The organism is Lonsdalea britannica, assembly GCF_003515985.1.
Taxonomy (GTDB): Bacteria; Pseudomonadota; Gammaproteobacteria; order Enterobacterales; family Enterobacteriaceae; genus Lonsdalea; species Lonsdalea britannica.
In genome coordinates this window covers 3,316,524-3,339,613 of sequence record NZ_CP023009.1, presented here as the reverse complement: position 1 = coordinate 3,339,613, position 23,090 = coordinate 3,316,524, and the positions used below count along the sequence as shown (strand labels likewise).

At 54.7% G+C, this 23,090-nt stretch carries 19 protein-coding genes, 1 pseudogene and 1 other annotated feature; of the genes and pseudogenes, 9 read left to right on the top strand and 11 right to left on the bottom strand.

Annotation, left to right across the window (positions count from 1 at the left end):
• Positions 1-274 precede the first annotated feature (274 nt).
• Positions 275-2,035 carry a 30S ribosomal protein S12 methylthiotransferase accessory factor YcaO gene (gene ycaO / locus CKQ53_RS15355; protein ID WP_094117611.1) on the bottom strand — a complete coding sequence of 587 codons (1,761 nt, stop codon included), beginning with the start codon at positions 2,033-2,035 and terminating at the stop codon, positions 275-277.
• Positions 2,036-2,287: 252 nt separating this feature from the next.
• Here ycaO and serC point away from each other — a divergent pair, with 252 nt between their 5' ends.
• From serC to ihfB, 5 genes are all read left to right on the top strand, one after another.
• On the top strand, positions 2,288-3,373 hold the full coding sequence (gene serC / locus CKQ53_RS15350; protein WP_085651633.1) for a 3-phosphoserine/phosphohydroxythreonine transaminase: 1,086 nt from the start codon (positions 2,288-2,290) through the stop codon (positions 3,371-3,373).
• A 91-nt stretch (positions 3,374-3,464) separates the two neighbouring features.
• Positions 3,465-4,754 (top strand): 3-phosphoshikimate 1-carboxyvinyltransferase, encoded by a 1,290-nt coding sequence (aroA, locus tag CKQ53_RS15345; RefSeq protein ID WP_094117499.1) that lies wholly within the window; start codon positions 3,465-3,467, stop codon positions 4,752-4,754.
• Positions 4,755-4,938: 184 nt separating this feature from the next.
• Positions 4,939-5,628 (top strand): (d)CMP kinase, encoded by a 690-nt coding sequence (gene cmk, locus CKQ53_RS15340; RefSeq protein ID WP_026740442.1) that lies wholly within the window; start codon positions 4,939-4,941, stop codon positions 5,626-5,628.
• Positions 5,629-5,732: 104 nt separating this feature from the next.
• Positions 5,733-7,406, top strand: a complete 1,674-nt coding sequence (gene rpsA / locus CKQ53_RS15335; RefSeq protein ID WP_099045370.1) for a 30S ribosomal protein S1 — start codon at positions 5,733-5,735, stop codon at positions 7,404-7,406.
• A gap of 90 nt (positions 7,407-7,496) precedes the next feature.
• Positions 7,497-7,781, top strand: coding sequence for an integration host factor subunit beta (gene ihfB, locus CKQ53_RS15330; RefSeq protein ID WP_026740440.1), 285 nt, complete (start codon positions 7,497-7,499; stop codon positions 7,779-7,781).
• 812 nt (positions 7,782-8,593) lie between these two features.
• Here ihfB and hisIE read toward each other — a convergent pair.
• From hisIE to hisG, 8 genes are read right to left on the bottom strand one after another with little or no spacing between them, the layout of a single operon-like run.
• Positions 8,594-9,208 carry a bifunctional phosphoribosyl-AMP cyclohydrolase/phosphoribosyl-ATP diphosphatase HisIE gene (hisIE, locus tag CKQ53_RS15325; protein WP_085651636.1) on the bottom strand — a complete coding sequence of 205 codons (615 nt, stop codon included), beginning with the start codon at positions 9,206-9,208 and terminating at the stop codon, positions 8,594-8,596.
• Positions 9,202-9,978: an imidazole glycerol phosphate synthase subunit HisF gene (hisF, locus tag CKQ53_RS15320; protein WP_085651637.1), complete on the bottom strand. Its 777-nt coding sequence runs from the start codon at positions 9,976-9,978 to the stop codon at positions 9,202-9,204. The genes hisIE and hisF overlap by 7 nt, the downstream gene beginning before the upstream one ends.
• Positions 9,960-10,697, bottom strand: coding sequence for a 1-(5-phosphoribosyl)-5-[(5-phosphoribosylamino)methylideneamino]imidazole-4-carboxamide isomerase (hisA, locus tag CKQ53_RS15315; protein ID WP_085651638.1), 738 nt, complete (start codon positions 10,695-10,697; stop codon positions 9,960-9,962). Before hisA ends, hisF begins: the two co-directional genes overlap by 19 nt.
• Before the next feature lie 6 nt (positions 10,698-10,703).
• A complete protein-coding gene (gene hisH / locus CKQ53_RS15310; RefSeq protein WP_085651639.1) occupies positions 10,704-11,294 on the bottom strand; it encodes an imidazole glycerol phosphate synthase subunit HisH in 591 nt (196 codons plus the stop codon).
• Positions 11,294-12,361 (bottom strand): bifunctional histidinol-phosphatase/imidazoleglycerol-phosphate dehydratase HisB, encoded by a 1,068-nt coding sequence (gene hisB / locus CKQ53_RS15305; protein ID WP_094117500.1) that lies wholly within the window; start codon positions 12,359-12,361, stop codon positions 11,294-11,296. The genes hisH and hisB overlap by 1 nt, the downstream gene beginning before the upstream one ends.
• A 15-nt stretch (positions 12,362-12,376) precedes the next feature.
• Entirely contained in the window at positions 12,377-13,447 is a 1,071-nt protein-coding gene (gene hisC / locus CKQ53_RS15300) for a histidinol-phosphate transaminase (RefSeq protein ID WP_094117501.1), read from the bottom strand.
• A complete protein-coding gene (gene hisD / locus CKQ53_RS15295) occupies positions 13,444-14,754 on the bottom strand; it encodes a histidinol dehydrogenase (protein WP_085651642.1) in 1,311 nt (436 codons plus the stop codon). Before hisD ends, hisC begins: the two co-directional genes overlap by 4 nt.
• A gap of 5 nt (positions 14,755-14,759) precedes the next feature.
• Positions 14,760-15,659: an ATP phosphoribosyltransferase gene (gene hisG, locus CKQ53_RS15290; protein ID WP_085651643.1), complete on the bottom strand. Its 900-nt coding sequence runs from the start codon at positions 15,657-15,659 to the stop codon at positions 14,760-14,762.
• Positions 15,660-15,723: 64 nt separating this feature from the next.
• Positions 15,724-15,846, bottom strand: a sequence feature (His leader region).
• Between the two features lie 194 nt (positions 15,847-16,040).
• Here hisG and CKQ53_RS15285 point away from each other — a divergent pair.
• Positions 16,041-16,865, top strand: a complete 825-nt coding sequence (locus CKQ53_RS15285; protein ID WP_094117502.1) for an SDR family oxidoreductase — start codon at positions 16,041-16,043, stop codon at positions 16,863-16,865.
• 10 nt (positions 16,866-16,875) lie between these two features.
• On the opposite strand, the pseudogene CKQ53_RS15280 reads toward CKQ53_RS15285, so the two are convergent.
• Positions 16,876-17,600, bottom strand: a pseudogene (locus CKQ53_RS15280) (response regulator).
• On the bottom strand, positions 17,590-19,233 hold the full coding sequence (locus CKQ53_RS15275; protein ID WP_094117504.1) for an ATP-binding protein: 1,644 nt from the start codon (positions 19,231-19,233) through the stop codon (positions 17,590-17,592). Before CKQ53_RS15275 ends, CKQ53_RS15280 begins: the two are co-directional and overlap by 11 nt.
• A 427-nt stretch (positions 19,234-19,660) precedes the next feature.
• Between CKQ53_RS15275 and CKQ53_RS15270 the strand changes: the two genes are divergently transcribed.
• The 3 genes from CKQ53_RS15270 (at position 19,661) to citC (ending at position 23,084) form a co-directional block, all read left to right on the top strand.
• Positions 19,661-21,025, top strand: coding sequence for a 2-hydroxycarboxylate transporter family protein (locus CKQ53_RS15270; RefSeq protein ID WP_085651647.1), 1,365 nt, complete (start codon positions 19,661-19,663; stop codon positions 21,023-21,025).
• A 55-nt stretch (positions 21,026-21,080) separates the two neighbouring features.
• Positions 21,081-21,965: a fumarylacetoacetate hydrolase family protein gene (locus tag CKQ53_RS15265; protein WP_094117505.1), complete on the top strand. Its 885-nt coding sequence runs from the start codon at positions 21,081-21,083 to the stop codon at positions 21,963-21,965.
• Positions 21,966-22,040: 75 nt separating this feature from the next.
• Positions 22,041-23,084 (top strand): [citrate (pro-3S)-lyase] ligase, encoded by a 1,044-nt coding sequence (citC, locus tag CKQ53_RS15260; protein WP_094117506.1) that lies wholly within the window; start codon positions 22,041-22,043, stop codon positions 23,082-23,084.
• The last annotated feature ends 6 nt before the right edge of the window (positions 23,085-23,090 follow it).

Genomic DNA, 23,090 nt, shown 5'->3' with positions numbered 1-23,090 from the left:
TAAATTCTTCGCCACTAGTCGAAATTTAACCAAGTAGTAACATCAAAAATAATATCCATAATTAAATTAAGGTGTTAGGTAAAAATAACCCTGAATTTAATCTGGAATAATTGAGGCTGACGAAAAATGGAAACCGGGGGCGAACAGCCGCGGGGAGTGTAAAGCATTGTTGCAGCGATGGGAATCCATCGGAGTGTAAATATATATCCCACTAATAAAAAATGGGATCATGGTGAAGTACGGCAAGCATATGCCTGCCGTATTGATAGGAGGGTTAGGACTGCCAGTGCTTGCGTTTGGCTTGCTGCAGCTTTTCATAAGCTGCCAATAGCGACTGATGTGCTGGCAACGCGGTCAGCGCAGCGTCGACGGAGAAAAGCTTATAGAAGCAGGATTCCCCGGCAATGGCTGCGCTGGCATGCTCAACCGTATCGCCGCCGTACATCTTGACCAACGCATCGTAATATTGCGCAGCTTCTCTTTCAGGCTCCAGCGCCAGTTCCAGCAAGGTTTGTAGGCAACGATAGTAGTTGCTGTGCTCAGGACTGAAGACTGACTGGTTGAAGTCCTGCGACCACTCAACCCAGCTCAGCGCCTGTTCCAGATCGCCGCCCGCCAGCGCCAGCATGGATTTGAGTTCCCCGACACGCAGCGTGAACCAACCATTATCTTTGCCAGTCGCAATACCCAGCAGTTCGCGCACGCGGGTAAAGTCATCCAGTCCTTCATCGTCTAACTGCTGTAGCAGCGCCAGATAGTCTTCCTGCTCAAATTGGCTGTCCGGTAACGCCAGCAACGTTTCGCGCAGGTGCGCGCCCATGCTGTTGTTTGCCAGCAGCAGATCTTCGGCGGGGTAAATGTCAGACATCCCCGGCACCAGAATACGGCAAGCGTACACAGAGAGATGTTCGTAATCGGCGATATACACTTCTTTATCTTCCGCGCGGAAGATCTCCATCAACGTCGCGAACTCCTGCTCGGTCGTACCGCTAAAGTCCCAATCGCTAAAGGTGTAGTCTGACTCGTCTTTGAAGAGATCCCAGGAGATCAGACCGCTGGAGTCGATAAAATGTGTCTCCAGATTAGTATGCTCGGCGACTTCTTCATTATCGAAAGTCGGCGGAGTGAAAACATCCAGATCTTTCAGGCCGCGTCCCTGCAGGAGTTCTGTAACCGTGCGCTCCAGCGCGACGCCGAAATCAGGGTGTGCGCCGAAGGAGGCGAAGCATGTGCCGTTGGCCGGATTAAACAACACCACGCAGATCACCGGATATTTCCCGCCCAGCGAAGCGTCAAAGGCGAAAATCGGAAAGCCTTCCTGCTCGAGCGTGGCGATGGATTCGACGACGCCCGGATAGCGGGACAGTACATCCGCCGGAATTTTCGGCAGGCTGATGGCTTCCGCGATGATTCTGTTTTTCACGTAGCGTTCGAACACTTCGGACAGTCCCTGCACGCGTGCTTCATTCGCGCTGTTGCCTGCGGACATTCCGTTAGAGACATACAGGTTGCCGATAATGTTGACCGGGATATAGGCCGTCTGGAGATCGGACTGGCGTGTGAACGGCAGCGCGCAGATACCGCGCTCGGCATGGCCGGATTGCAAATCGATCAGGTCGCTCGCGGTCAATTCCTGTTCGGGATCGTAGAAAGCGTGCAGACGCTCATCGAGGATACCTTCGGGCAGCGTGTCATCCTCGGGCAGGGCGAACCATTTTTCGTCCGGATAGTGGACGAAATCGCCGTTAGCGATGTTTTGGCCTAAATAGAAATCGGCAAAGAAGTAGTTGGTGGACAGGCGCTCGAAATATTCGCCGAGCGCGGAAGCCAAGGCCGCTTTTTTCGTCGCGCCTTTACCGTTGGTGAAACACAACGCGCAATCACGGTCGCGGATGTGGACGGACCAGACGTTAGGCACCGGATTCAGCCATGAGGCTTCTTCGATGTTGAACCCCAGGTCTTGGAGCTGCTGTTGAAAACGGGCGATGGAGTCTTCCAGGGCGGCGTCTTTGCCTGGGATAAACGTTTGGGTCATGTTGCTCACTCGGTTGTTTTTTTGCAAAAAAGGCATGATACGGACTTTTATGCGCCGACTCTATTTATTCTCTGTAACAGGCGAGCAACAGCTAGAGGGACGGCGTCGGCGCTCGGTTGGCAACGTTTTCGGCAACCGGGGTGAATAAGCGTTGCAGGCGCGAATAACGAGTGATAAAACCAATAACCAAGCAAAACCAGCGACGACTCAGGTCGCCATTTTTATCATTTAGACAGAGTGTGGTGAGGGGAAATGACTCAGGTTTTTAATTTTAGCGCCGGTCCGGCGATGCTGCCGGCCGATGTAATGCGTCAAGCGCAACAGGAATTGTGTAACTGGCAGGGTCTGGGCACGTCGGTGATGGAAATCAGCCATCGCAGCAAAGAATTTATCCAGGTCGCTACCGAGTCTGAACAGGATCTGCGCGACCTCCTCAATATCCCCTCCAACTATAAAGTTCTTTTCTGCCACGGCGGTGCGCGAGCGCAGTTCGCGGCGGTTCCGATGAACCTGCTAGGCGACAATACCAAGGCTGACTATATCGACGGCGGCTATTGGGCCCACAGCGCCATTAATGAAGCACAAAAATATGGCACGCCCAACGTCGTCGACGTGAAAACGCGTGTCGACGGCCAGCGTGCGGTGAAGCCTATGAACGAGTGGGCGCTGTCGGACGACGCCGCATTCGTCCATTACTGCCCGAATGAAACTATCGACGGCATGGCTATCGAAGAGCAGCCTGATTTCGGCGACAAAGTGGTCGTGGCCGACTACTCCTCAAGCATTTTGTCCCGCGCTATCGACGTTACCCGTTACGGTGTGATCTACGCCGGCGCACAGAAAAATATCGGGCCTGCGGGTTTGACGCTGGTGATTGTCCGTGATGATTTGCTGGGTAAATCCCGCCGGGAATTGCCGTCTATGCTGGATTACAAAATTCTGGCCGACAATGGATCCATGTACAATACGCCGCCGACCTTTGCATGGTACCTCTCTGGTTTGGTGTTCAAATGGCTAAAAGCGCAGGGCGGTTTGGTTGAAATGGAAAAACGGAATCAGGCCAAAGCCGACCTGCTGTATTCCGCCATCGACCGCGGCGATTTTTATAGTAACGACGTTGCGTTATCTAACCGCTCACGAATGAATGTGCCATTCCTGCTGGCAGACCCTGCGTTGGATAGCGTATTTCTGCAAGAAGCGCAGCAGGCCGGCCTGCATGCGCTGAAAGGCCACCGGGCCGTTGGCGGTATGCGTGCATCCATCTATAATGCGATGCCCCTGGAAGGCGTGAAGACATTGACCGAGTTTATGGCTGACTTCGAACGTCGCCACGGCTGATTGCCGTATCATGCGGCCGTGGTCGCTCTCTTTAAAAACCCCGGTCTGATACCGGGTTTTTTGTATCAATATTTTGGAGACAACAATTCACATGCAGGAATCCCTGACCCTACAACCCGTAAAACGTGTTAATGGCACGATCAATCTTCCTGGCTCGAAAAGCGTCTCTAATCGTGCGCTGCTGCTGGCGGCGCTGGCAGAAGGCACGACGCGTTTAACCAATTTACTGGATAGCGACGATGTGCGGCACATGTTGAACGCGCTCAAAGCGCTGGGCGTCAGCTATCAATTGTCTGCCGACCGTACCCAGTGCGATATCGTGGGGCTTGGCCGTCCGTTTCACGTCAGCGAGCCGCTTGAATTGTTCCTTGGCAATGCCGGAACAGCAATGCGTCCTCTGGCCGCCGCGCTGTGCTTGACGGAAGGGGATGTCATCCTGACGGGTGAACCGCGTATGAAAGAACGCCCCATTGGTCACCTGGTGGACTCTCTGCGTCAGGGCGGGGCGCGTATCGACTATCTGGAGCAGGAAAACTACCCGCCGCTGCGGTTGCACGGGGGTTTCCAGGGTGACGATATTACAGTAGACGGCAGCGTATCGAGCCAGTTCCTGACGGCGTTACTGATGATGTCCCCGCTGGCGCCTCAGGATACGCGCATCAGCATCAAGGGTGATTTGGTTTCCAAACCGTACATCGACATTACGTTGCATATGATGGAAACGTTCGGTATCACCGTTGAAAACAACGATTATCAAACGTTCCAGATCGCGGGTCAGCAGCGTTATCGCTCGCCGGGCGATTATTTGGTGGAAGGGGATGCGTCTTCCGCGTCTTATTTCCTGGCCGCCGGCGCCATTCGGGGCGGCGTCGTGCGGGTGACCGGCGTGGGGCGTAACAGCGTTCAGGGCGATGTGCGTTTTGCGGATGTGCTGGAAAAAATGGGCGCGATTATTCGTTGGGGCGATGATTATATCGAATGCGAGCGCAACGCCTTGCACGCCATTGATATGGACATGAATCACATTCCCGACGCGGCGATGACTATCGCGACTGCGGCGATGTTCGCGGAAGGCGGCACGACTACGCTGCGCAATATTTACAATTGGCGCGTCAAAGAAACCGATCGTCTGGCGGCGATGGCGACCGAGCTGCGCAAAGCCGGCGCAGAAGTGGAAGAAGGGCATGATTACATCCGCATCACCCCGCCGAAGCAGTTGACGTCAGCCGAAATCGGCACCTATAACGACCACCGTATGGCGATGTGTTTCTCGTTGTTGGCACTCTCTGATACGCCTGTGACGATCCTCGACCCCAAATGCACGGCGAAAACCTTCCCCGACTATTTCGAGCAATTGGCACGACTGAGTCAGTTTGCTTAACTCCTGTTATTTCAGGGGGGATCACGCCTCCCTGAATAGTTTTATCCGCTATTCGTATAAGAATTCGCCGGATATTCACTAGGTATAAGTCTTTTATTTAATGTTTATCGCTATGTCGGCGTATAATGGCTGACTTTATTGTCTACAATGGCACGAAGATTTTCCCTGTGTGAAGGAGAAGAACATGGCGGTGACTGCACCGGTAATTACGGTTGACGGGCCAAGTGGCGCGGGCAAAGGCACGCTATGCAAAGCATTAGCGGAAGCGTTGCATTGGAACCTGTTGGATTCCGGTGCTATCTATCGCGTACTGGCGCTGGCGGCGCTGCACCACCAGGTAGATATCCACTCTGAAGAAGCGCTGGTGCCGCTGGCGACGCACCTTGATGTCCGTTTCGTCCCCGAAGACGGGCAGTTAAAAGTGGTGTTGGAAGGTGAAGACGTCAGTCTGGAAATCCGCACCGAAGAAGTGGGTAATACGGCGTCGCAGACCGCAGCATTTCCCCGCGTTCGCGAAGCGCTATTGCGGCGTCAGCGCGCTTTTCGCGAGGCGCCTGGGCTCATAGCCGATGGTCGGGATATGGGAACCGTCGTCTTTCCCGATGCGGCTGTAAAGATTTTCCTCGACGCCAGCGCGGAAGAGCGTGCGCAGCGCCGCATGCTGCAGTTGCAGGCGAAGGGCTTTAGTGTTAACTTTGAACGTCTTTTATCCGAGATTAAAGAACGCGACGATCGCGATCGTAATCGAGCCGTCGCACCGTTGGTGCCGGCGCCGGAAGCTCTGGTGCTGGACTCGACCGAGATGTCGCTAGATGAAGTGGTTGAAAGGGCGCTGGCCTATGTAAGTCAGAAGCTGGGTCCGGCCAACCAATAAATAATCCCACCTCGCTGTAAGGATGCGTAGCGAGGTATGTGAAACAGCCCCATCGAGCAGGATGCCAGATGGACGTTAAATTAAGAAACCCTAAGATTATCAACATGACTGAATCTTTTGCTCAACTCTTTGAAGAATCCCTGAAAGAAATCGAAACCCGTCCGGGTTCCATCGTTCGCGGTGTTGTTGTTGCTATCGACAAAGATGTCGTACTGGTTGACGCCGGTCTGAAATCTGAGTCCGCCATTCCGGCTGAGCAGTTCAAGAACGCGCAGGGCGAAATTGAAATTCAGGTTGGCGATGAAGTTGACGTTGCACTGGACGCTGTCGAAGACGGCTTCGGCGAAACTCTGCTGTCCCGTGAGAAAGCTAAGCGTCACGAAGCATGGCTGATGCTGGAAAAAGCTTACGAAGAAGCTGCGACTGTTACCGGTGTTATCAACGGTAAAGTTAAAGGCGGTTTCACCGTTGAGCTGAACGGTATTCGTGCGTTCCTGCCGGGCTCCCTGGTAGACGTTCGTCCGGTACGCGACACGCTGCACCTGGAAGGCAAAGAGCTTGAGTTCAAAGTGATCAAGCTGGACCAGAAACGTAACAACGTTGTGGTTTCCCGCCGTGCAGTTATCGAATCCGAAAACAGCGCAGAGCGCGATCAGCTGCTGGAAAACCTGCAGGAAGGCATGGAAGTTAAAGGTATCGTTAAGAACCTCACTGACTACGGTGCATTCGTTGATCTGGGCGGCGTTGACGGCCTGCTGCACATCACTGACATGGCTTGGAAACGCGTTAAGCATCCGAGCGAAATCGTCAACGTGGGCGATGAAATCAATGTTAAGGTGCTGAAATTCGACCGCGAACGTACCCGTGTATCTCTGGGTCTGAAACAGCTGGGCGAAGATCCTTGGGTTGCTATCGCTAAACGTTACCCGGAAAGCACTCGTCTGACCGGTCGCGTAACCAACCTGACTGACTACGGCTGCTTCGTAGAAATCGAAGAAGGCGTTGAAGGTCTGGTTCACGTTTCCGAAATGGATTGGACCAACAAAAACATCCATCCGTCCAAAGTGGTTAACGTGGGCGACGTGGTTGAAGTTATGGTTCTGGACATCGACGAAGAACGTCGTCGTATCTCCCTGGGCCTGAAACAGTGCAAATCCAACCCGTGGCAGCAGTTCGCTGAAACCCACAACAAGGGTGACCGCGTAGAAGGTAAGATCAAGTCTATCACTGACTTCGGTATCTTCATCGGTCTGGATGGCGGCATTGACGGTCTGGTTCACCTGTCCGACATCTCCTGGAACGTAGCTGGCGAAGAAGCTGTTCGCGAGTACAAGAAAGGCGACGAAATCGCTGCCGTTGTCCTGCAGGTTGATGCAGAGCGTGAGCGCATCTCCCTGGGCGTTAAACAGCTGGCTGAAGATCCGTTCAACAACTACCTGTCTATGAACAAGAAAGGTGCGATTGTTACGGGTAAAGTTACTGCCGTTGACGCTAAAGGTGCTACAGTTGAATTAGCTGATGGCGTTGAAGGTTACCTGCGTGCTTCTGAAGCCGCGCGTGACCGCGTTGAAGACGCAACTCTGGTTCTGAGCGTTGGCGATTCCGTCGAAGCGAAGTACACCGGTGTTGACCGTAAGAACCGCGTAGTTAGCCTGTCTGTTCGTGCTAAAGACGAAGCTGACGAGAAAGATGCAATCGCGACTGTTAACAACAAACAGGACGAAAGCAACTTCTCCAATGCAATGGCTGAAGCTTTCAAAGCAGCTAAAGGCGAATAATCACGGTGGACCGGGCGGCAGTAGATGCCGTCCGGTCTCAAACGGTAGTAAGTTATTATGGTATTAACTGACCATATACTTGGAGGAACTATGACCAAGTCTGAGCTTATTGAAAGACTTGCTGGACAGCAATCTCATATCCCGGCCAAGTTGGTCGAGGATGCAGTGAAAGAGATGCTCGAGCAGATGGCGAGTACGCTGGCAGAAGGCGATCGTATTGAGATCCGTGGGTTCGGCAGTTTCTCACTTCACTACCGTGCACCGCGTGTCGGACGTAACCCTAAGACGGGTGAGAAAGTGGAACTTGAAGGTAAATACGTTCCGCATTTCAAACCTGGCAAGGAACTGCGCGATCGTGCAAATATCTACGGCTGATCGACAGCAATAGATAAATGCCATCTTGCGCGGTATTACGTGCATAGACTGCCAAGTAAGAAATTTTAAAAGGCGCCTGTCAAAGGGCGCCTTTTTTCTATTTGTGATTTGCCCCTTTTGCTTGTGCCTATCCCTACTGTGAGCGTCCTGCGCGATGAAGCATGCGCCTTAACAGGACGACATCATGCCGACAGAGATAATCTCTCCAAGGCGCGCACTATATTGAACACAGACACAGACACAGACACAGAACACAGAACGCCCTGTTGCCGATAATTTGCATGATTGAGCGCGATGGTATTTTGACTTTTCATGAGCCGCGGAAGGGCGATGAGCACGATGAATGAACGCTATCGATCATCGCGGTTGATGAATGGTTTCCGAGAGAATTAGGCAGACGGATCTCTATGTGACGTATTTACCTACACGCGTCATTGGCAAACAACGAAGCAAAAATAAGATATCGTGGTGAATAAACCTTCGTCGCGTGACGCTGAAAAGGGTGGCTGGGCGTTATGCCATGTTTTGAGGTCAACCCGGGAGACAGATAATGTGAAGAATAGCTCTTTATTTATGACGAAGGCAGGGTATGTAGTATGGCGCTCATGTCAAAGACTTGCAGAATAGCCGCCATCAGCGCGGAATGACTATCAGGTCACACCATTGAGGCTGTTGGGTTCAAAGTAGAATTGGGTGATCATCAGACTGTACGAAGCGCATATCCCCACTGCGATGGTCCCCGGAAATGTATGCACGAATCTCAAGGTAATGGTCACCCCAGCTAACCTTGGAGTGACCCTTGCATAGGACAGTTACTTGGTATGACGTTCTTGCAGACGGCCGATAATAGTCGCCAGATCCAAATCCTGATCCTGAAGCAGCACCAGCAGGTGGTACATCAGATCGGACGCTTCATTGGTCAGCTCTTCTCTATCATGCACGGTTGCCGCCAGCGCCGTCTCTAACCCTTCTTCACCGACTTTTTGTGCGATGCGCTTAGTACCGCTGGCATAGAGCCGTGCGGTGTATGAGCTCTCTGGGTCGGCAGTTTTGCGGCTGGCTAACAGCTGCTCCAGCTCAAACAGGAACTGCCACTGGCTGGCTGCCGGTGAGAAACAGCTGCTTGTTCCAGTATGACAGGTGGGGCCGACAGGATTGGCCAGAACCAGCAGCGTATCGTTATCGCAGTCCGGCGTGATGGAGACTACGTTCAGGACGTTGCCCGACGTTTCGCCTTTGGTCCACAGCCGGTCTTTAGTGCGAGAGAAAAAGGTGACTTTTCCCGTTTCTTCCGTCGCCTGCAGCGCTTCCGGATTCATATAACCCAGCATCAGCACTTCGCCGGAAACGGCATGTTGTACGATGGCTGGCAGCATGCCGTTGGTTTTTTCCCAGTCTAACTGGCTTCTTTGTTGTTCGGTTAACACACCCGGATCTCCACGCCTTGTTGCTTGAGGAACTGTTTCAGTTCGCCAATATTAATGATTTGTTTATGAAAGACCGACGCCGCCAGCGCGCCATCAACGCGCGCATTCTGAAACGCTTCCAGAAAATGTTCGCGCGTACCGGCGCCGCCGGAAGCGATCAACGGCACCTGACAAACGTCTCGAACCAGCCGCAGCTGTTCCAGGTCGTAGCCATTGCGGACGCCGTCCTGGTTCATCATATTCAATACGATTTCACCTGCGCCGAGCTTTTGGACTTCCTGAACCCAGTCCAGCGTTTCCCACTGAGTGACGCGGGTACGATGCTCGTCGCCGGTGTACTGGTTAACATGATAACGCCCGGTGTCGGCATCATGCCAGGTATCAATCCCGACCACGATGCATTGAACCCCGAAGCGGTCGGCCAACCGGGAAATCAACGTCGGGTCGGCCAGTGCTGGCGAGTTGATGGAAATCTTGTCTGCGCCGAACGACAGAATCTGTGCGGCTTCTTCCAGACTTTTAATACCACCTGCGACACAGAAGGGGATGTCGATCACTTCCGCCACGCGAGAAACCCAGCTTTTATCCACAACGCGTCCGTCGGAAGACGCCGTAATATCGTAGAAAACCAGTTCATCCGCGCCTTCTTGCGCATAGCGCTGAGCGAGAGGAACGATATCGCCGATAATTTCATGGTTGCGGAATTGAACGCCTTTGACCACCTGTCCGTCGCGCACGTCGAGACAGGGAATTATCCGTTTTGCCAGCATGCGATTGCCTCCGCTACGTTAAATTTTCCTTCCAGCAGGGCGCGACCCACGATCACGCCTTGCACGCCGCTGCCGCGCAACGAGTCGATATCCGCGAGAGAGCCGATACCGCCGGAAGCCTGAAACGCCACCTGGGGGTATTGTCGGCAGATTTCTCGATAAAGATCGACGTTAGACCCCTGCAGCGTACCGTCGCGGGAAATATCGGTGCACAGCACATGACGCAGACCGAACGGCAGATAGCGTTCGACGGTCTGCTCCAGCGTGATCCCGGAATTTTCCTGCCAGCCGCTGATCGCCACATTTTTGACGCCGTCGGCGTCGATACGCACGTCCAGCGCCAAGACTAGCGCTTCTGCGCCGTAGCGAGTGAACCACGACTGCACTAACTCCGGCTCTTTAACGGCGGTGGAGCCAATAACGACGCGCCGAGCGCCCGCTTCCAGCAGCGCTTCAACGTCCTGCTGTGTGCGGATGCCGCCACCGACCTGTACCGGTACGGAGACGCCAGCCAATAGCGTTTTCAGCAGGGGAATCTGACGAGCGGCCGGATCTTTCGCCCCGGTTAAATCAACCAGATGCAGCACCTGCGCGCCTTGCTGCTGATAATCCTGCAGGCGAGGAAGCGGATCGCTGCCGTACTGACGCTGCTGTCCGTAGTCGCCCTGATGTAAACGGACAACCTGCCCGTCGATCAAATCTAAAGCGGGAATAATCATGACCGTTTACATCTCCAGAAAGTTTTTCAACAACTGCGCGCCGGCGGCGCCGGAACGTTCCGGGTGGAACTGTACGCCGTAGAAGTTCTCTTTTTGCACGGCGGCCGTAAAGGCATCGCCGTACTGAGCCTGAGCGATGGTATCGGAACAGACCGGCATGGCGTAGCTATGCACGAAGTAGAAATAAGCGTCTTCGGGAATGTCGCGGAACAGACGGTGACCGGCCTGCGGCGTCAGCTGATTCCAGCCCATGTGAGGCAAAGGCAGCCCCTGGTCTTCCATTTTCAGCACGGGCGCGTCGACGATGCCCAGGGTATCGATACCGCCGCTCTCATCGCTGGCGCTGCCCAGCAGCTGCATCCCCAAACAGATACCTAAGACGGGCTGGGTGCAGGCTTTAATCAGGTCGATCAGATTGCGCTCTTTGAGCTGATCCATCGCGGCCTGCGCCGTGCCGACGCCTGGCAGAAACAGTTTATCGGCGTGCAGCACCACGTCCGACTCGCGGCTGATGACCGGGTCGTAGCCCAGACGTTTTACCGCATAGGCGACGGATGACAGATTGGCGCAGCCGGTATCAAGAATCACCACGTCCATCACAGTACTCCTTTCGAACTCGGCAACGTGTCGCCTTCAACCCGGATAGCCTGACGCAGCGCGCGGCCAAAGGCTTTGAACAAGCTCTCGACGCGGTGGTGGTCGTTACGGCCTTTGGTTTTGAGGTGCAATGTGCAGGCCATGGCGTAAGAGAGCGAACGGAAGAAGTGTTCGACCATTTCTGTGCTCAGATCGCCCACGCGCTGATAGTTGAATTCCGCTTTGTATTCCAGGTGAGGACGGCCGGAGATATCCAGCGCGCAGCGGGCCAGACATTCGTCCATCGGCAGCACAAAGCCGAAGCGGCCGATGCCGCGTTTGTCGCCCAGCGCCTTATTCAACGCTTCACCCAACGCCAGCGCGGTGTCTTCTACCGTGTGATGGTCGTCGATGTACAGATCGCCTTTGACTTCAACCTGCATACGGAAACCGCCGTGGGTGGCGATCTGGTCGAGCATATGGTCAAAGAAACCCACGCCGGTGCTAATCTTGCTTTCACCCTCACGGTCGAGCCAGACGTTAACCTCGATGGCCGTTTCGCGCGTCACGCGGCGGACGTGTGCGTGACGGTCTCGGCGGGTCAGCTGGGTGACGATATCAGCCCAGTTCAGCCCGTCTCGCTGGTAGCGCAGACCGGTGATCCCCATGTTTTTCGCTAGTTCGATATCCGTTTCCCGATCGCCGATAACATAGCTGTTGCCGCTGTCCATCACGTTGTCTTTCAGGAATGCGTCTACCAGCGCGGTTTTCGGTTTGCGGCAGTCGCAGTTGTCAGACGGCAGGTGGGGGCAGATCAGCACGCGTTCGAAGGCAATCCCCTGAGAAGTGAAAATCTGCATCATCAGGTTATGCGGCGGATCGAAGTCTTCCTGCGGGAAGCTGGCGGTGCCGAGTCCATCCTGATTCGTAATCATCACCAGTTTAAAGCCAGCCTTTTGCAGCGCCAGCAGCGAAGGAATGACATTCGGCTCCAGCGCCAGTTTGTCCAGCCGGTCAACCTGATAATCCTCAGGGGGCTCGGCGATCAGCGTGCCGTCACGGTCGATAAAAAGGTATTTCAATCCCACAATCGTTCCTCAAGATTAAGCGGTGATGCCGGAAAGCGCCTTCAGGGCGGCGATGACGCGTTCACATTCATAGCGGGTGCCGACGGTAATACGCAGGCAGCCGGCCAGCCCAGGCTGTTTATTTTGGTCGCGCAGAATAATGCCTTGATCCCACAGAGATTTAAATACCTGGGTCGTCGGGTCGAACTTCACCAGCAGGTAGTTGCTTTCGCTGGGGAAGACTGTCTCTACGCAGTCCAGAGGCTGCAACGCATCGGCCAGCCAGCGACGATTGTCCAGTATCTCGGCGACGTTGGCTTTCATCTTCGCGACACCGGTCTCGCTCAGCGCCTGTGCGGCGATGTCCGCCACCGGCAGAGAGAGCGGGTAAGGGGCAATCACTTTTAACAGCAGCTGAATCACGTCTTCGTTTGCGAGCGTAAAGCCGCAGCGCAACCCCGCCAGCGCGAAGGCTTTAGACAGCGTACGCAGGATCACCAGGTGAGGATAGTCCGCCAGCCAGCTTGCAGTGGAAGCCTGCGGGCAGAACTCGATGTAGGCCTCGTCGATAACCACCAACGCCTTGTCCTGGGCCAGTTCCAGCAGACGGCGCAGATCTTCCGGGTTCACCAGATTGCCCGTCGGATTGTTCGGGCTGCAGACGTAGATCACTTTGACGTTGTCTAGCTGACGTTCAATCGAGCCCATATCCAGCTGCCAGTCCGCGGTGCTCTGCGCTACACGGCGTTCGACGCCAAACGTTTCGGCGCTGACGGCGTACATGCCATAAGTCGGCGGGCAGAACAGAATGGCATCTTTGCCGGGTTCGCAGAAAGCGCGAATGAGCAGTTCGATACCTTCATCTGCGCCGCGGCTGGCCAGCACCTGCTCTGGCTTGACGCCTGCATAAGCCGCGTAGCGCTCGATCACCCGCTTCGGCTGACATTCCGGATAGCGGTTCAGCGTCGGTAACGTGAGCTGGTACTCCGGCTCCTGAGGAAACTCATTGGCGTTCAGCCAGACATCACCGCTGCCCCCCAGACGACGGGCGGAAAGGTAGGGCGTCAGCTGGCGGACGTTTTCGCGTGCCAGATTTTCTATGCTCATGCTTGCTCCTTCAGGGCAGCGACGCGCAGGGAGACGGCGTTTTTGTGGGCGGTCAGCTGTTCTGCCTGCGCCATCACTTCAATCGCGGGTGCCAGCGCAAGCAGGCCCTGTGGCGTTAATTGCTGAACGGTCATCCGTTTCTGGAAATCCGCCAGTCCCAGACTGGAATAGGTAGCGGTATAGCCATAGGTCGGCAGCACATGGTTGGTGCCGGAGGCATAATCGCCTGCGGACTCCGGCGACCAGTCGCCGAGGAAGACCGAACCGGCGCTGATGACGTCGTCAACCAGATCGCGGGCATTGCGGGTCTGGATGATCAAGTGCTCCGGACCATACTGGTTGCTGATCTCAACGCACTGAGCCAGGTCGCGGGTGATGATCACGCGGCTGCTGGCCAGCGCCTGTGCGGCGATTTCGCGGCGTGGAAGCTGACTGAGCTGCTTTTCAACCGCCACGGTGACGGCCTGAGCCACCTCGCGATCCGGCGTCAGCAGAATCACCTGCGAGTCCGGGCCGTGCTCGGCCTGAGAGAGCAGGTCGGAAGCGATAAAGTCCGGCGTTGCGCCGCTGTCGGCAATCACCAGCACTTCGGAAGGCCCGGCGGGCATATCGATCGCCGCGCCATCCAGTCGCTGACTCACCTGACGTTTGGCTTCGGTCACGTAGGCGTTGCCGGGGCCGAAAATCTTGTCCATCTTGGGAATACTTTCGGTGCCGAACGCCATAGCTGCTACCGCCTGCGCGCCGCCCAACTGGAAGACTTCCTGCACGCCGCACAGTTGCGCCGCATACAGAATTTCATCCGCAATCGGCGGCGGCGAGCACAGAATGACGCGGTTGCAGCCTGCCAGCGTTGCGGGCGTCGCCAGCATCAGTACCGTCGAGAGCAGGGGCGCAGAACCGCCCGGAATATACAGCCCGACGTTGGCGATAGGGCGGGTCAACTGCTGGCAGCGAACGCCCGGCTGGGTTTCAACGTCCACCGGCGGCAGTTGCTGCGCCTCGTGGAACGTTTTGATATTACGTACGGCAATCGCCATCGCCTGCTTGATGTCATCGCCCAGACGGTCGGCCGCGGCGTCGACGTCCTGCTGACTGATGCGCAGGTTGTTCACCTGCACTTTGTCGAATTTGGCGCTGAAGTCACGCAGGGCGCTGTCGCCCTCGTCTTTAACGCGATCCAGAATGTCGCTGACGATCGTGGTAATGCGATCAGACGCGGAAATCGCCGGACGGGTCAGCAGCTGTTGCCGCTCTTCTTCTGAACAGGCCTGCCAATCAATCAGTGTTTCGAAGCTGTTCGACATGGTGATTACTCCATCATCTTCTCAATCGGCAGCACCAGAATAGAGCTGGCGCCCAGCGCTTTCAGTTTTTCCATCGTTTCCCAGAACAGGGTTTCGCTGCTCACCATGTGCATGGCGACGCGGCTTTTCTCTCCGGCCAGCGGCAAAATAGTCGGACGTTCGGCGCCCGGCAGCAGCGAGATGATTTCGTCCAGACGTTCGCTGGGCGCGTGCAGCATGATGTATTTGGATTCGCGAGCCTGAATCACGCCTTGCATACGCGTCAGCAGTTTGTCGATCAGCTGCTGTTTCTCCGCCGGCATTTCGCCATCGCGCTGAATCAGGCAGGCTTTAGAACGGTAGATGACTTCAACTTCGCGCAGTCCATTGGCTTCCAGCGTCGCACCGGTGGACACCAGATCGCAGATGGCGTCGGCCAGACCCGCGCGAGGAGCGACTTCAACCGAGCCGTTCAGCAGGCAGGATTTGAAATTGATGTTTTGCTTATCGAGGTACTGCTTCAGGAGGTGAGGGTAAGACGTGGCGATGCGTTTGTTTTGCAGGCATTGAGGACCGGTATACTCCTCATCCAGCGGCATCGCCAGCGACAAGCGGCAACCGCCGAAATCCAGACGGCGCAGCGTAAAGTAACGCGGGTCTTCGCCCTGAGCGCGACGGTCGAGTAATTCTTCCTCCAGCACGTTTTCGCCGATGATGCCCAGATCGACGACGCCGTCCATGACCAGCCCTGGGATATCGTCATCGCGAACGCGCAGGATATCGATGGGCATGTTCTCAGCGAAAGCGATAAGACGCTGCTGCTGTAAATTGATTTTAATACCGCAGCGGGCCAGTAACTCGCGAGATTCGTCGCTCAAACGGCCTGATTTCTGCATCGCAATCCGTAAACGTGTTTTATCCAGCATATAAACCTCAATTTTCCTGTCTGATGTGCCTGTTGATGCAGGCTTCTTTTAAAAACGGGGGACCATAAAAAAACCCTCGGAAGATGATCTTCCGAGGGCTCTCTTTAGCATTCTGCGCCACTGGAAGATCTAGATGTCTTCCAGCACCAATCGCCTGAAAGACTAGTCAGGATGATGGTGATGATGGTGGTTGAACAGAGCGCTTAACATAATATTTTCCACTAACGTTGATGATTTTATTTTCGTCTGGGACTTAACCTAAACCAAGTTGTGTCAGTTATGCAACCGTTTTTTACCTCTCTGCGGGCATTTGTTGTTGCTATGGTTAATTGAGCGTGGATAGTGGGTGAGAAACCAAGCCGGTGACGGTAGGAGCGAAAAATGAAAAAAGTGTCGATTATCGGATTAGGTTGGCTGGGCATGCCGCTGGCATTGGCGTTGATGGGCCGAGGGTATCAGGTCGCTGGAAGCAAAACGACAGATGACGGCGTAGAGGCGGCGCGCAACGTCGGGATTGAGTGTTACCGCCTACGTCTGACGCCGCAGCCGGAGTGTGACGCCCATGCTTTGGACGCGCTGCTGAAAACGGATGCGCTGATTGTCACGCTGCCGCCAAGCAGGGTATCCCAGGAGGGCGCGCACTATCTGGATGCGGTGCAGGCGATCGTCAACAGCGCGTTGGCCTATGGGGTTCGCCGCATCGTGTTTACCAGCACGACGTCGGTATACGGACGGACGCAGGGCACCGTTAAGGAGAGCAGCGCGCTACAGCCTGAAACCGCGACAGCGCAGAGCATTGCTGAGCTGGAGCAGTGGCTGCATGCGCTGCCGAATACCGAAGTGGATATCATTCGGCTGGCCGGGCTGGTGGGTGCGGAGCGTCATCCGGGGCGTTTTCTGACCGGACGTCTCGACGTGCCGAATGGCAGCCACGGCGTCAATCTGGTCCATCAGGAAGATGTGGTGGCGGCTATTCTCCTGCTGTTACAGCTGCCGCGCGGCGGGCACCTCTACAATCTGTGCGCGCCGCTGCATCCCTCCCGAGAGGTTTTTTATACTGCGCAGGCGCAGCGTCTGCACCTGGATCCGCCCCGATTTTTGGCGGGCGACCCGGCGAAGGCGCGCCTGGTCGATGGGCAGCTTATCTGCCGTGAACTGGGGTTTGAGTATTTGCATCCGGACCCGATGACGATCCCGCTCAACTGACGAGGCCGTTTCAGCTGCTATTTTTGCGGTACAGGCGGCGGGGATGACCAATTTTGCCGTACAGCATCTGCACGTCGAGGAAATGATTCTCCAGGCTGTGCTCCAGATAGCGGCGGGCGGTCGTCTTGCTCAGCCCCGTTCGGGCGACGACTTCATCGACTGAAAACAGCGTGTCCGGATCGTCATGAAAGATCTGCTGGATCAAATTCAGCGTATTTTCCTCAATGCCTTTTACTGTTGAACCTGTCGGCGCGGCGCTCGACTGCAGCTGATACAGCACGTCGACGTTCTGCTGGTCGACGATTTTGTAAGTGTATTGCGCCTTAACGAACTGGATAAATCGCTCGAGCGATGAGCGCAGTCGGGGTAGGAAACGGGTTTGATGATGTAGTCGAACGCCCCGCAGCGAATTGCCTGCGCGCAGGTGTCCATGTCGCTCGCGGCCGTGATGAAAATGACCGAACAGTTCATTCCCTTCATAAGTTCGCTCTCGATCAACGAGATGCCTTCGCCGTCCGGCAGATAGTTATCCAGCAGCATTAATCGAGGGCGATGCTGCTGAAGCAGTCGCCGCGCTTCCTGCAGCGTAGACGCGATACCGACGATGCGTAGGTTGAAATTCTTTTCAATAAACTCGGCATGAATGTCGGCCAGTCGTTTTTCATCTTCGACAATCAATATCTCGAAGTTTTCGACCGATTTGTCCGTCGACGACGTGGTTTTCTCAATTGACATGATGCTCTGTGTTCCTGTTGGTCTCTGTCTGGTGTATCTCGGTAAGATGCCGGGGAATAAATACGGAAAAAATGGTGCCCTGCGGCGGGTTGGCGGACACCTCAATCACACCTTGGGCCTGGTTGACATAATTGGCGACCAGATGAAGCCCCAGTCCATGATCGCCGGAGGTTTTGCTGGTGACGCCCATATCAAAAATACGGTCGGCGATCGCCGGGGAAATACCGGTGCCTTTGTCGGCAACTTCAATCACCAGCTCGCGCTCATTATCGTGAATATAAACTTCGATAGGTTCGTGCGGTCGCGGGCTGGCCAGTGTGGCTTCCATCGCGTTATCCAGCAGATTGCCGATGATCGACATCAACTCCGTCTCACGCAGCGCGGCCGGGATAACCTGCAGCTGGCAGCGAGGATCGAAAAGGATTTGCAGACCCTTCTCCCGCGCGTTGGCGTATTTTCCCAGCAGCAGTCCGCACAGGGCGGGGGCGCTGAAACGCGCGGAGATAAAGTCCAGCGTAGCCTGCGCACCCTGCGATTGCGCCTCGATGTAGCGAATGGCTTCATCGTAGCGCTCGAGATGCAGCAGCCCGGCCAGCGTCGCCGTCCAGTTAAGCTGTTCGTGGCGTAATATCCGCAGGCTGTTGGCGTAGCGTTTGACCTGGCTGAGCTGAAGGCTCAGCGTGTGAAGATCGTTTTTATCGCGAAAACTGATAACCCAGCCCTGTAGCTCGTCTTCCAACATGATACGTACGCGGCTGGCGATGACGGTGACGTGATTGAAACGGCAAATTTCGTCGTGGGTATCGCTGGTCCACATCTCATCGCTGGAAAAGAAGGGCACGGACTTGATGACTTCGTCTATCGGCCTGCCTCGGAGCGTCACGGCGGGATCGTTCAGTTCCAGCAGCGTTTTTGCCGAATGGTTGATGGCGGCGATGTGTGATTGTTTGTCGATGGCGATGACGCCTTCGTCGATGGATTCGAGCAACGCCTGCTGTTGGCGCACCAGCAGTTTGATCTCCTGCGGTTCCAGCCCGAACATCTGCTTTTTGAGGTTGTGTGAGAACCACCATGAAAACAGGAACAACGCAATGAAGATCGCCACTATTGCCAGCAGGACGTGGCTGACGTTACTCAGCGAGAGGCTGTCGATATGCGTTTTCAGGTAGCCGACGGAGACGATGCCGATAACCTCATTACCGTACATAATCGGCGCTTTGCTGCGCAGAGAAATCCCGGTTCCGCCGTGGCGTAGGGTGATCGTCGTCTTGCCGGCCAGCACCTCCGCGTTGTCGCCGCCGACCATCTGGCTGCCGACCAGCGATGCATCCGAGGAGTGAAACAGGTGCACGGCGCTGCGGTCGCCAATCACGATAAAGCTGGCGTCGCTGTTCTGTATTAATTTCTGTCCCAGTTGGTCAATCGCGGGAATATCGCGATGCTGCACGCTGGCGATCAGAGACGGGATCACGGCGATCTCTTTCGCCTGCACCTGCGCCCGGCCGCCCAGCTCATTGTAGAGGCGTTGAGATGTTGCGCGGTAATAATAAAGGCTGCCCATCGCTAATAGCAGGGAGAAAAAAATCATCAGATAAATGAAGAGTCTGAGATGAAAGGAAAGCCTAAATGCCATGTCGCGCTAACACCACTAAGTTTGTTTTTCTGAAAGTTCAATCTAGCATGAAAGAAGTGCAAGGGGATGAGCAGTCCCCATTCTTGTGAGCGCCGACAGATAAGTCGTACGCAGGATTAATACCCTCCGGCATATATGTAGACATTCATAGGCAAAGTAATTCGGCATAAAACATTTCAATTACTTTTTTATAACATACTCAGGGGATATTTCCGCCAGCGATATCGGGATGAAAATTAACGGCATATTTATGAAAATTGTTTAATAATGTTAACGTTTTAAGTGATTGTTTTTTATCACATTAATCATTAAAACTTTAAAAACCATAAGTGCCATTAAAACTCATTTTTCAATTTGAAGGTTATCACACAATAATGGATTTTGACCTCCTAATATGGCTGGTAAAATAATGTAAGGGGGATAGGGCATGAGTACGACAGATGATTCATATATCGTTGTAAAGGATAAGACCTCTGTGAAGCGTTCGCTGAAAGAAAAATGGTGGTACGTACTGGACACATACAAAGTCGGTATTATTCCTCTGCCGCTATTTCTTCTTATCGGTCTATTAATCGCGCTCGACTGTCTGGATGGCAAACTCCCCAGCGATATTGTTGTGATGGTCGCGACGCTGGCATTTTTCGGGTTTGCCTGCGGGGAATTCGGCAAGCGTTTGCCGATTATCGGTAAAATGGGCGCCGCCGCCATTTGCGCTACCTTTATCCCCTCGGCGCTGGTGTATTATGGGCTGCTGCCAAAGGTCGTGGTTGACTCCACTACGCTGTTTTATAAGTCCACCAACATCCTTTACCTCTATATCTGCTGCATTATCGTGGGCAGCATCATGAGCATGAATCGGGACACCTTAATCCAAGGTTTTATCAGGATTTTCTTTCCCATGCTATGTGGCGAAATTGCCGGCATGTTGGTCGGCGTTGGCGTCGGACTCGCGATGGGTATGGACCCTTTCCAGGTGTTCTTCTTTTTGGTGCTGCCTATCATGGCGGGCGGCGTCGGCGAAGGGGCGATACCGCTTTCCATCGGCTATGCGACGCTGCTGCATATGGATCAGGGCGTGGCGCTGGGAAGAATACTGCCGATCGTCATGCTTGGCGGGTTGACCGCCATCATGCTGGCGGGGATGCTTAACCAGCTCGGCAAGCGTTATCCGCACCTGACCGGTGAGGGTGAGCTGATGCCGGGCAAATCTAACGACAACAAGAAAACCCCGGCGCTGTCGGCTGAACTCAGCGGTAAAATCGATGTGACCGCGCTGGCCTCCGGGGCGCTGTTGGCCATCATGCTCTATATGGTGGGCATGCTGGGCCACAAATACATTGGTTTGCCTGCGCCGGTTGGCATGCTGTTTGCGGCAGTTTTAGTGAAGCTAGCGCATGGCGTTTCGCCGCGGATTCTGGAAGGATCGCAGGTGGTGTACAAATTTTTCCAGACGTCAGTGACCTATCCCATCCTGTTTGCTGTCGGCGTCGCAATTACGCCGTGGGAAGAGTTGGTGCATGCTTTCACTATCACCAACCTGATCGTTATCGTTTCCACCGTGGTGACGCTGGTTGCGACGGGATTTTTCGTCGGTAAAAAAATCGGGATGTACCCCATAGATGTTGCGATTGTCTCTTGCTGCCAAAGTGGACAAGGTGGTACAGGAGATGTCGCTATCCTGACCTCCGGCAATCGCATGGTACTGATGCCTTTCGCGCAGATTGCGACCCGCATCGGCGGTGCCATCAATGTTTCCGTGGCTTTATTGGTCCTCGGTAACTTTCTGATTTAAGTCAGTACGACAGTAAAGCAAAGAAGCATAAGTAATTTTTAATACGGGAATCATTATGAAACTTGCAAGCTACCGCCATAACGGAAAAGACAGCTACGGCATCTACACACCGGCTGGCTTTATTGACCTGCGCAGCAGACTGGGTCAACGTTATCCGGATTTGAAAGCATTACTGGCGGGAGACGGCTTGGCTGCAGCGAAAGCCTTTGTCGATGAAACGCCTGATGTGGCGGAGTCCGATGTCACGTTCTTACCGGTCATTGTTAACCCAGGGAAGATCCTGTGCGTCGGTATGAATTACGCGGCGAAACGCATAGAGTTTGATCAGGCCGATCCGGCGCCGACGCTGTTCGTGCGCTTTGCCGACTCTCAGACCGGGCACATGACCGATGTGCTGAAACCTCAGTTCTCGGATGAGTTCGACTATGAGGGGGAGCTGGCGGTAGTCATTGGTCGCCGGGGGCAGAACATCGCTCGCGAAGACGCGCTATCGTTCGTCGCGGGATACAGCTGCTATATGGACGGTTCCGTACGCGACTGGCAGCACAGCTGGTTTACCGCTGGCAAAAACTGGCCGAAGACCGGCGCGTTCGGTCCTTACCTGACGACGAGCGATGAGATCCCCGATCCGCAGGTGCTGGATATCCACACTTACCTCAACGGCAGTCAGGTGCAGGAAGATAATACCAGCAACATGGTGCACAAGGTGCCGGAGCTGATCGAGTACATCAGCACCTTTACCTCGCTGGCGCCGGGCGATGTCATCATCACGGGCTCTCCGGGCGGCGTGGGTAAAAAGCGCCATCCGCCGCTGTTTATGCGCTCCGGCGATCGCATTGAAGTCGACATCGAACACCTCGGCAGACTGAGCAACACCATCGCTGAGGCCAAAAGCCGCATCGATGATGTACAGCCCTCGTCAGCCACGATAACCCATTAATTTCGGTCCCCGTTCGCTCGGGGATATTTTTATCAGCCATTATGTTGAATAGCCGTCAGAAGCAGGATTACCGTTATGTATGACGATGAGTCTTTCTTTATTACCACACTTGATGTCAAAGACCCTGCCGAGGAGCTGGAAGAGATCCACCAGTTTCTGACACGTTGTCAGTTGGGCATGGACAATGACGTAAACACCTTTGTGGTAGGGAGGCACTGCGGTCATCTGGTGGCCTGCGCGGGACTGGCGTCGAACACCATTAAATGCGTGGCGGTGGATCCCGAGTTCAGAGACCTGAATCTGGGGGTGCGGATGGTCAATGAAGTGGTTCAGCTGGCTTCCGATCGCGGTACGTTCCATCTATTTCTCTACACTAAACCCGACAATATCGCCATTTTTCGCGGCTGCGGCTTTTACCCTATCGCCAGCTACGACGAGACGGCGGTGCTGATGGAAAATACGCCCATCGGCATCAAACAATATTGTCAGAAGCTGTCCGCGTTGCGGCAGCCCGGCGATCGTATCGGCTCTATTGTGATGAACGCCAACCCTTTCACGTTGGGTCACCGCTATCTGGCTGAGCAGGCCGCCAGCGCCAGCGACTGGCTGCACATCTTCGTCGTGCGCGAAGACGTCTCTTTCTTTCCGTACAGCGAGCGGCTGGAGATGGTGCAGAAAGGGGTTGAACACATCCCCAATCTGACGGTGCATCCCGGCTCGGACTACATGATTTCCAAGGCCACCTTTCCCGGCTATTTCCTGAAGGAAGAGAAGCTGATCACTCAGGCCCATGCGGCCATCGACCTGATTATTTTCCGCAAATATATCGCCCCCGCGCTCGGTATCAACCAGCGTTTCGTCGGGACAGAACCCTTCTGTCCGGTGACGTATCAATACAATCAGGATATGCACTACTGGCTGGAGCAGGACGGCATAGTGAAGGCGCCTGCGCTCAAGGTGATCGAAATCGAGCGCACCTGCGAACACTCAGGCCGGGCCATCTCCGCCTCGGAAGTCCGAAAACTCTTGAAGCTGCGCCAGCTCGATCCTATTCGGGACATGGTGCCGCCGACCACATTGCAGCATTTACAGCGTTACTGCGAGCCTCAGTACGCGTAATTCACT

Excerpts from the sequence above, each read along its gene's own strand:
- ycaO (WP_094117611.1), bottom strand. The coding sequence starts at position 2,035 with ATGACCCAAACGTTTATCCCAGGCAAAGACGCCGCCCTGGAAGACTCC.
- serC (WP_085651633.1), top strand. The coding sequence starts at position 2,288 with ATGACTCAGGTTTTTAATTTTAGCGCCGGTCCGGCGATGCTGCCGGCC.
- aroA (WP_094117499.1), top strand. The coding sequence starts at position 3,465 with ATGCAGGAATCCCTGACCCTACAACCCGTAAAACGTGTTAATGGCACG.
- cmk (WP_026740442.1), top strand. The coding sequence starts at position 4,939 with ATGGCGGTGACTGCACCGGTAATTACGGTTGACGGGCCAAGTGGCGCG.
- rpsA (WP_099045370.1), top strand. The coding sequence starts at position 5,733 with ATGACTGAATCTTTTGCTCAACTCTTTGAAGAATCCCTGAAAGAAATC.
- ihfB (WP_026740440.1), top strand. The coding sequence starts at position 7,497 with ATGACCAAGTCTGAGCTTATTGAAAGACTTGCTGGACAGCAATCTCAT.
- hisF (WP_085651637.1), bottom strand. The coding sequence starts at position 9,978 with ATGCTGGCAAAACGGATAATTCCCTGTCTCGACGTGCGCGACGGACAG.
- hisA (WP_085651638.1), bottom strand. The coding sequence starts at position 10,697 with ATGATTATTCCCGCTTTAGATTTGATCGACGGGCAGGTTGTCCGTTTA.
- hisH (WP_085651639.1), bottom strand. The coding sequence starts at position 11,294 with ATGGACGTGGTGATTCTTGATACCGGCTGCGCCAATCTGTCATCCGTC.
- hisC (WP_094117501.1), bottom strand. The coding sequence starts at position 13,447 with ATGAGCATAGAAAATCTGGCACGCGAAAACGTCCGCCAGCTGACGCCC.
- hisD (WP_085651642.1), bottom strand. The coding sequence starts at position 14,754 with ATGTCGAACAGCTTCGAAACACTGATTGATTGGCAGGCCTGTTCAGAA.
- hisG (WP_085651643.1), bottom strand. The coding sequence starts at position 15,659 with ATGCTGGATAAAACACGTTTACGGATTGCGATGCAGAAATCAGGCCGT.
- CKQ53_RS15285 (WP_094117502.1), top strand. The coding sequence starts at position 16,041 with ATGAAAAAAGTGTCGATTATCGGATTAGGTTGGCTGGGCATGCCGCTG.
- CKQ53_RS15275 (WP_094117504.1), bottom strand. The coding sequence starts at position 19,233 with ATGGCATTTAGGCTTTCCTTTCATCTCAGACTCTTCATTTATCTGATG.
- CKQ53_RS15270 (WP_085651647.1), top strand. The coding sequence starts at position 19,661 with ATGAGTACGACAGATGATTCATATATCGTTGTAAAGGATAAGACCTCT.
- CKQ53_RS15265 (WP_094117505.1), top strand. The coding sequence starts at position 21,081 with ATGAAACTTGCAAGCTACCGCCATAACGGAAAAGACAGCTACGGCATC.
- citC (WP_094117506.1), top strand. The coding sequence starts at position 22,041 with ATGTATGACGATGAGTCTTTCTTTATTACCACACTTGATGTCAAAGAC.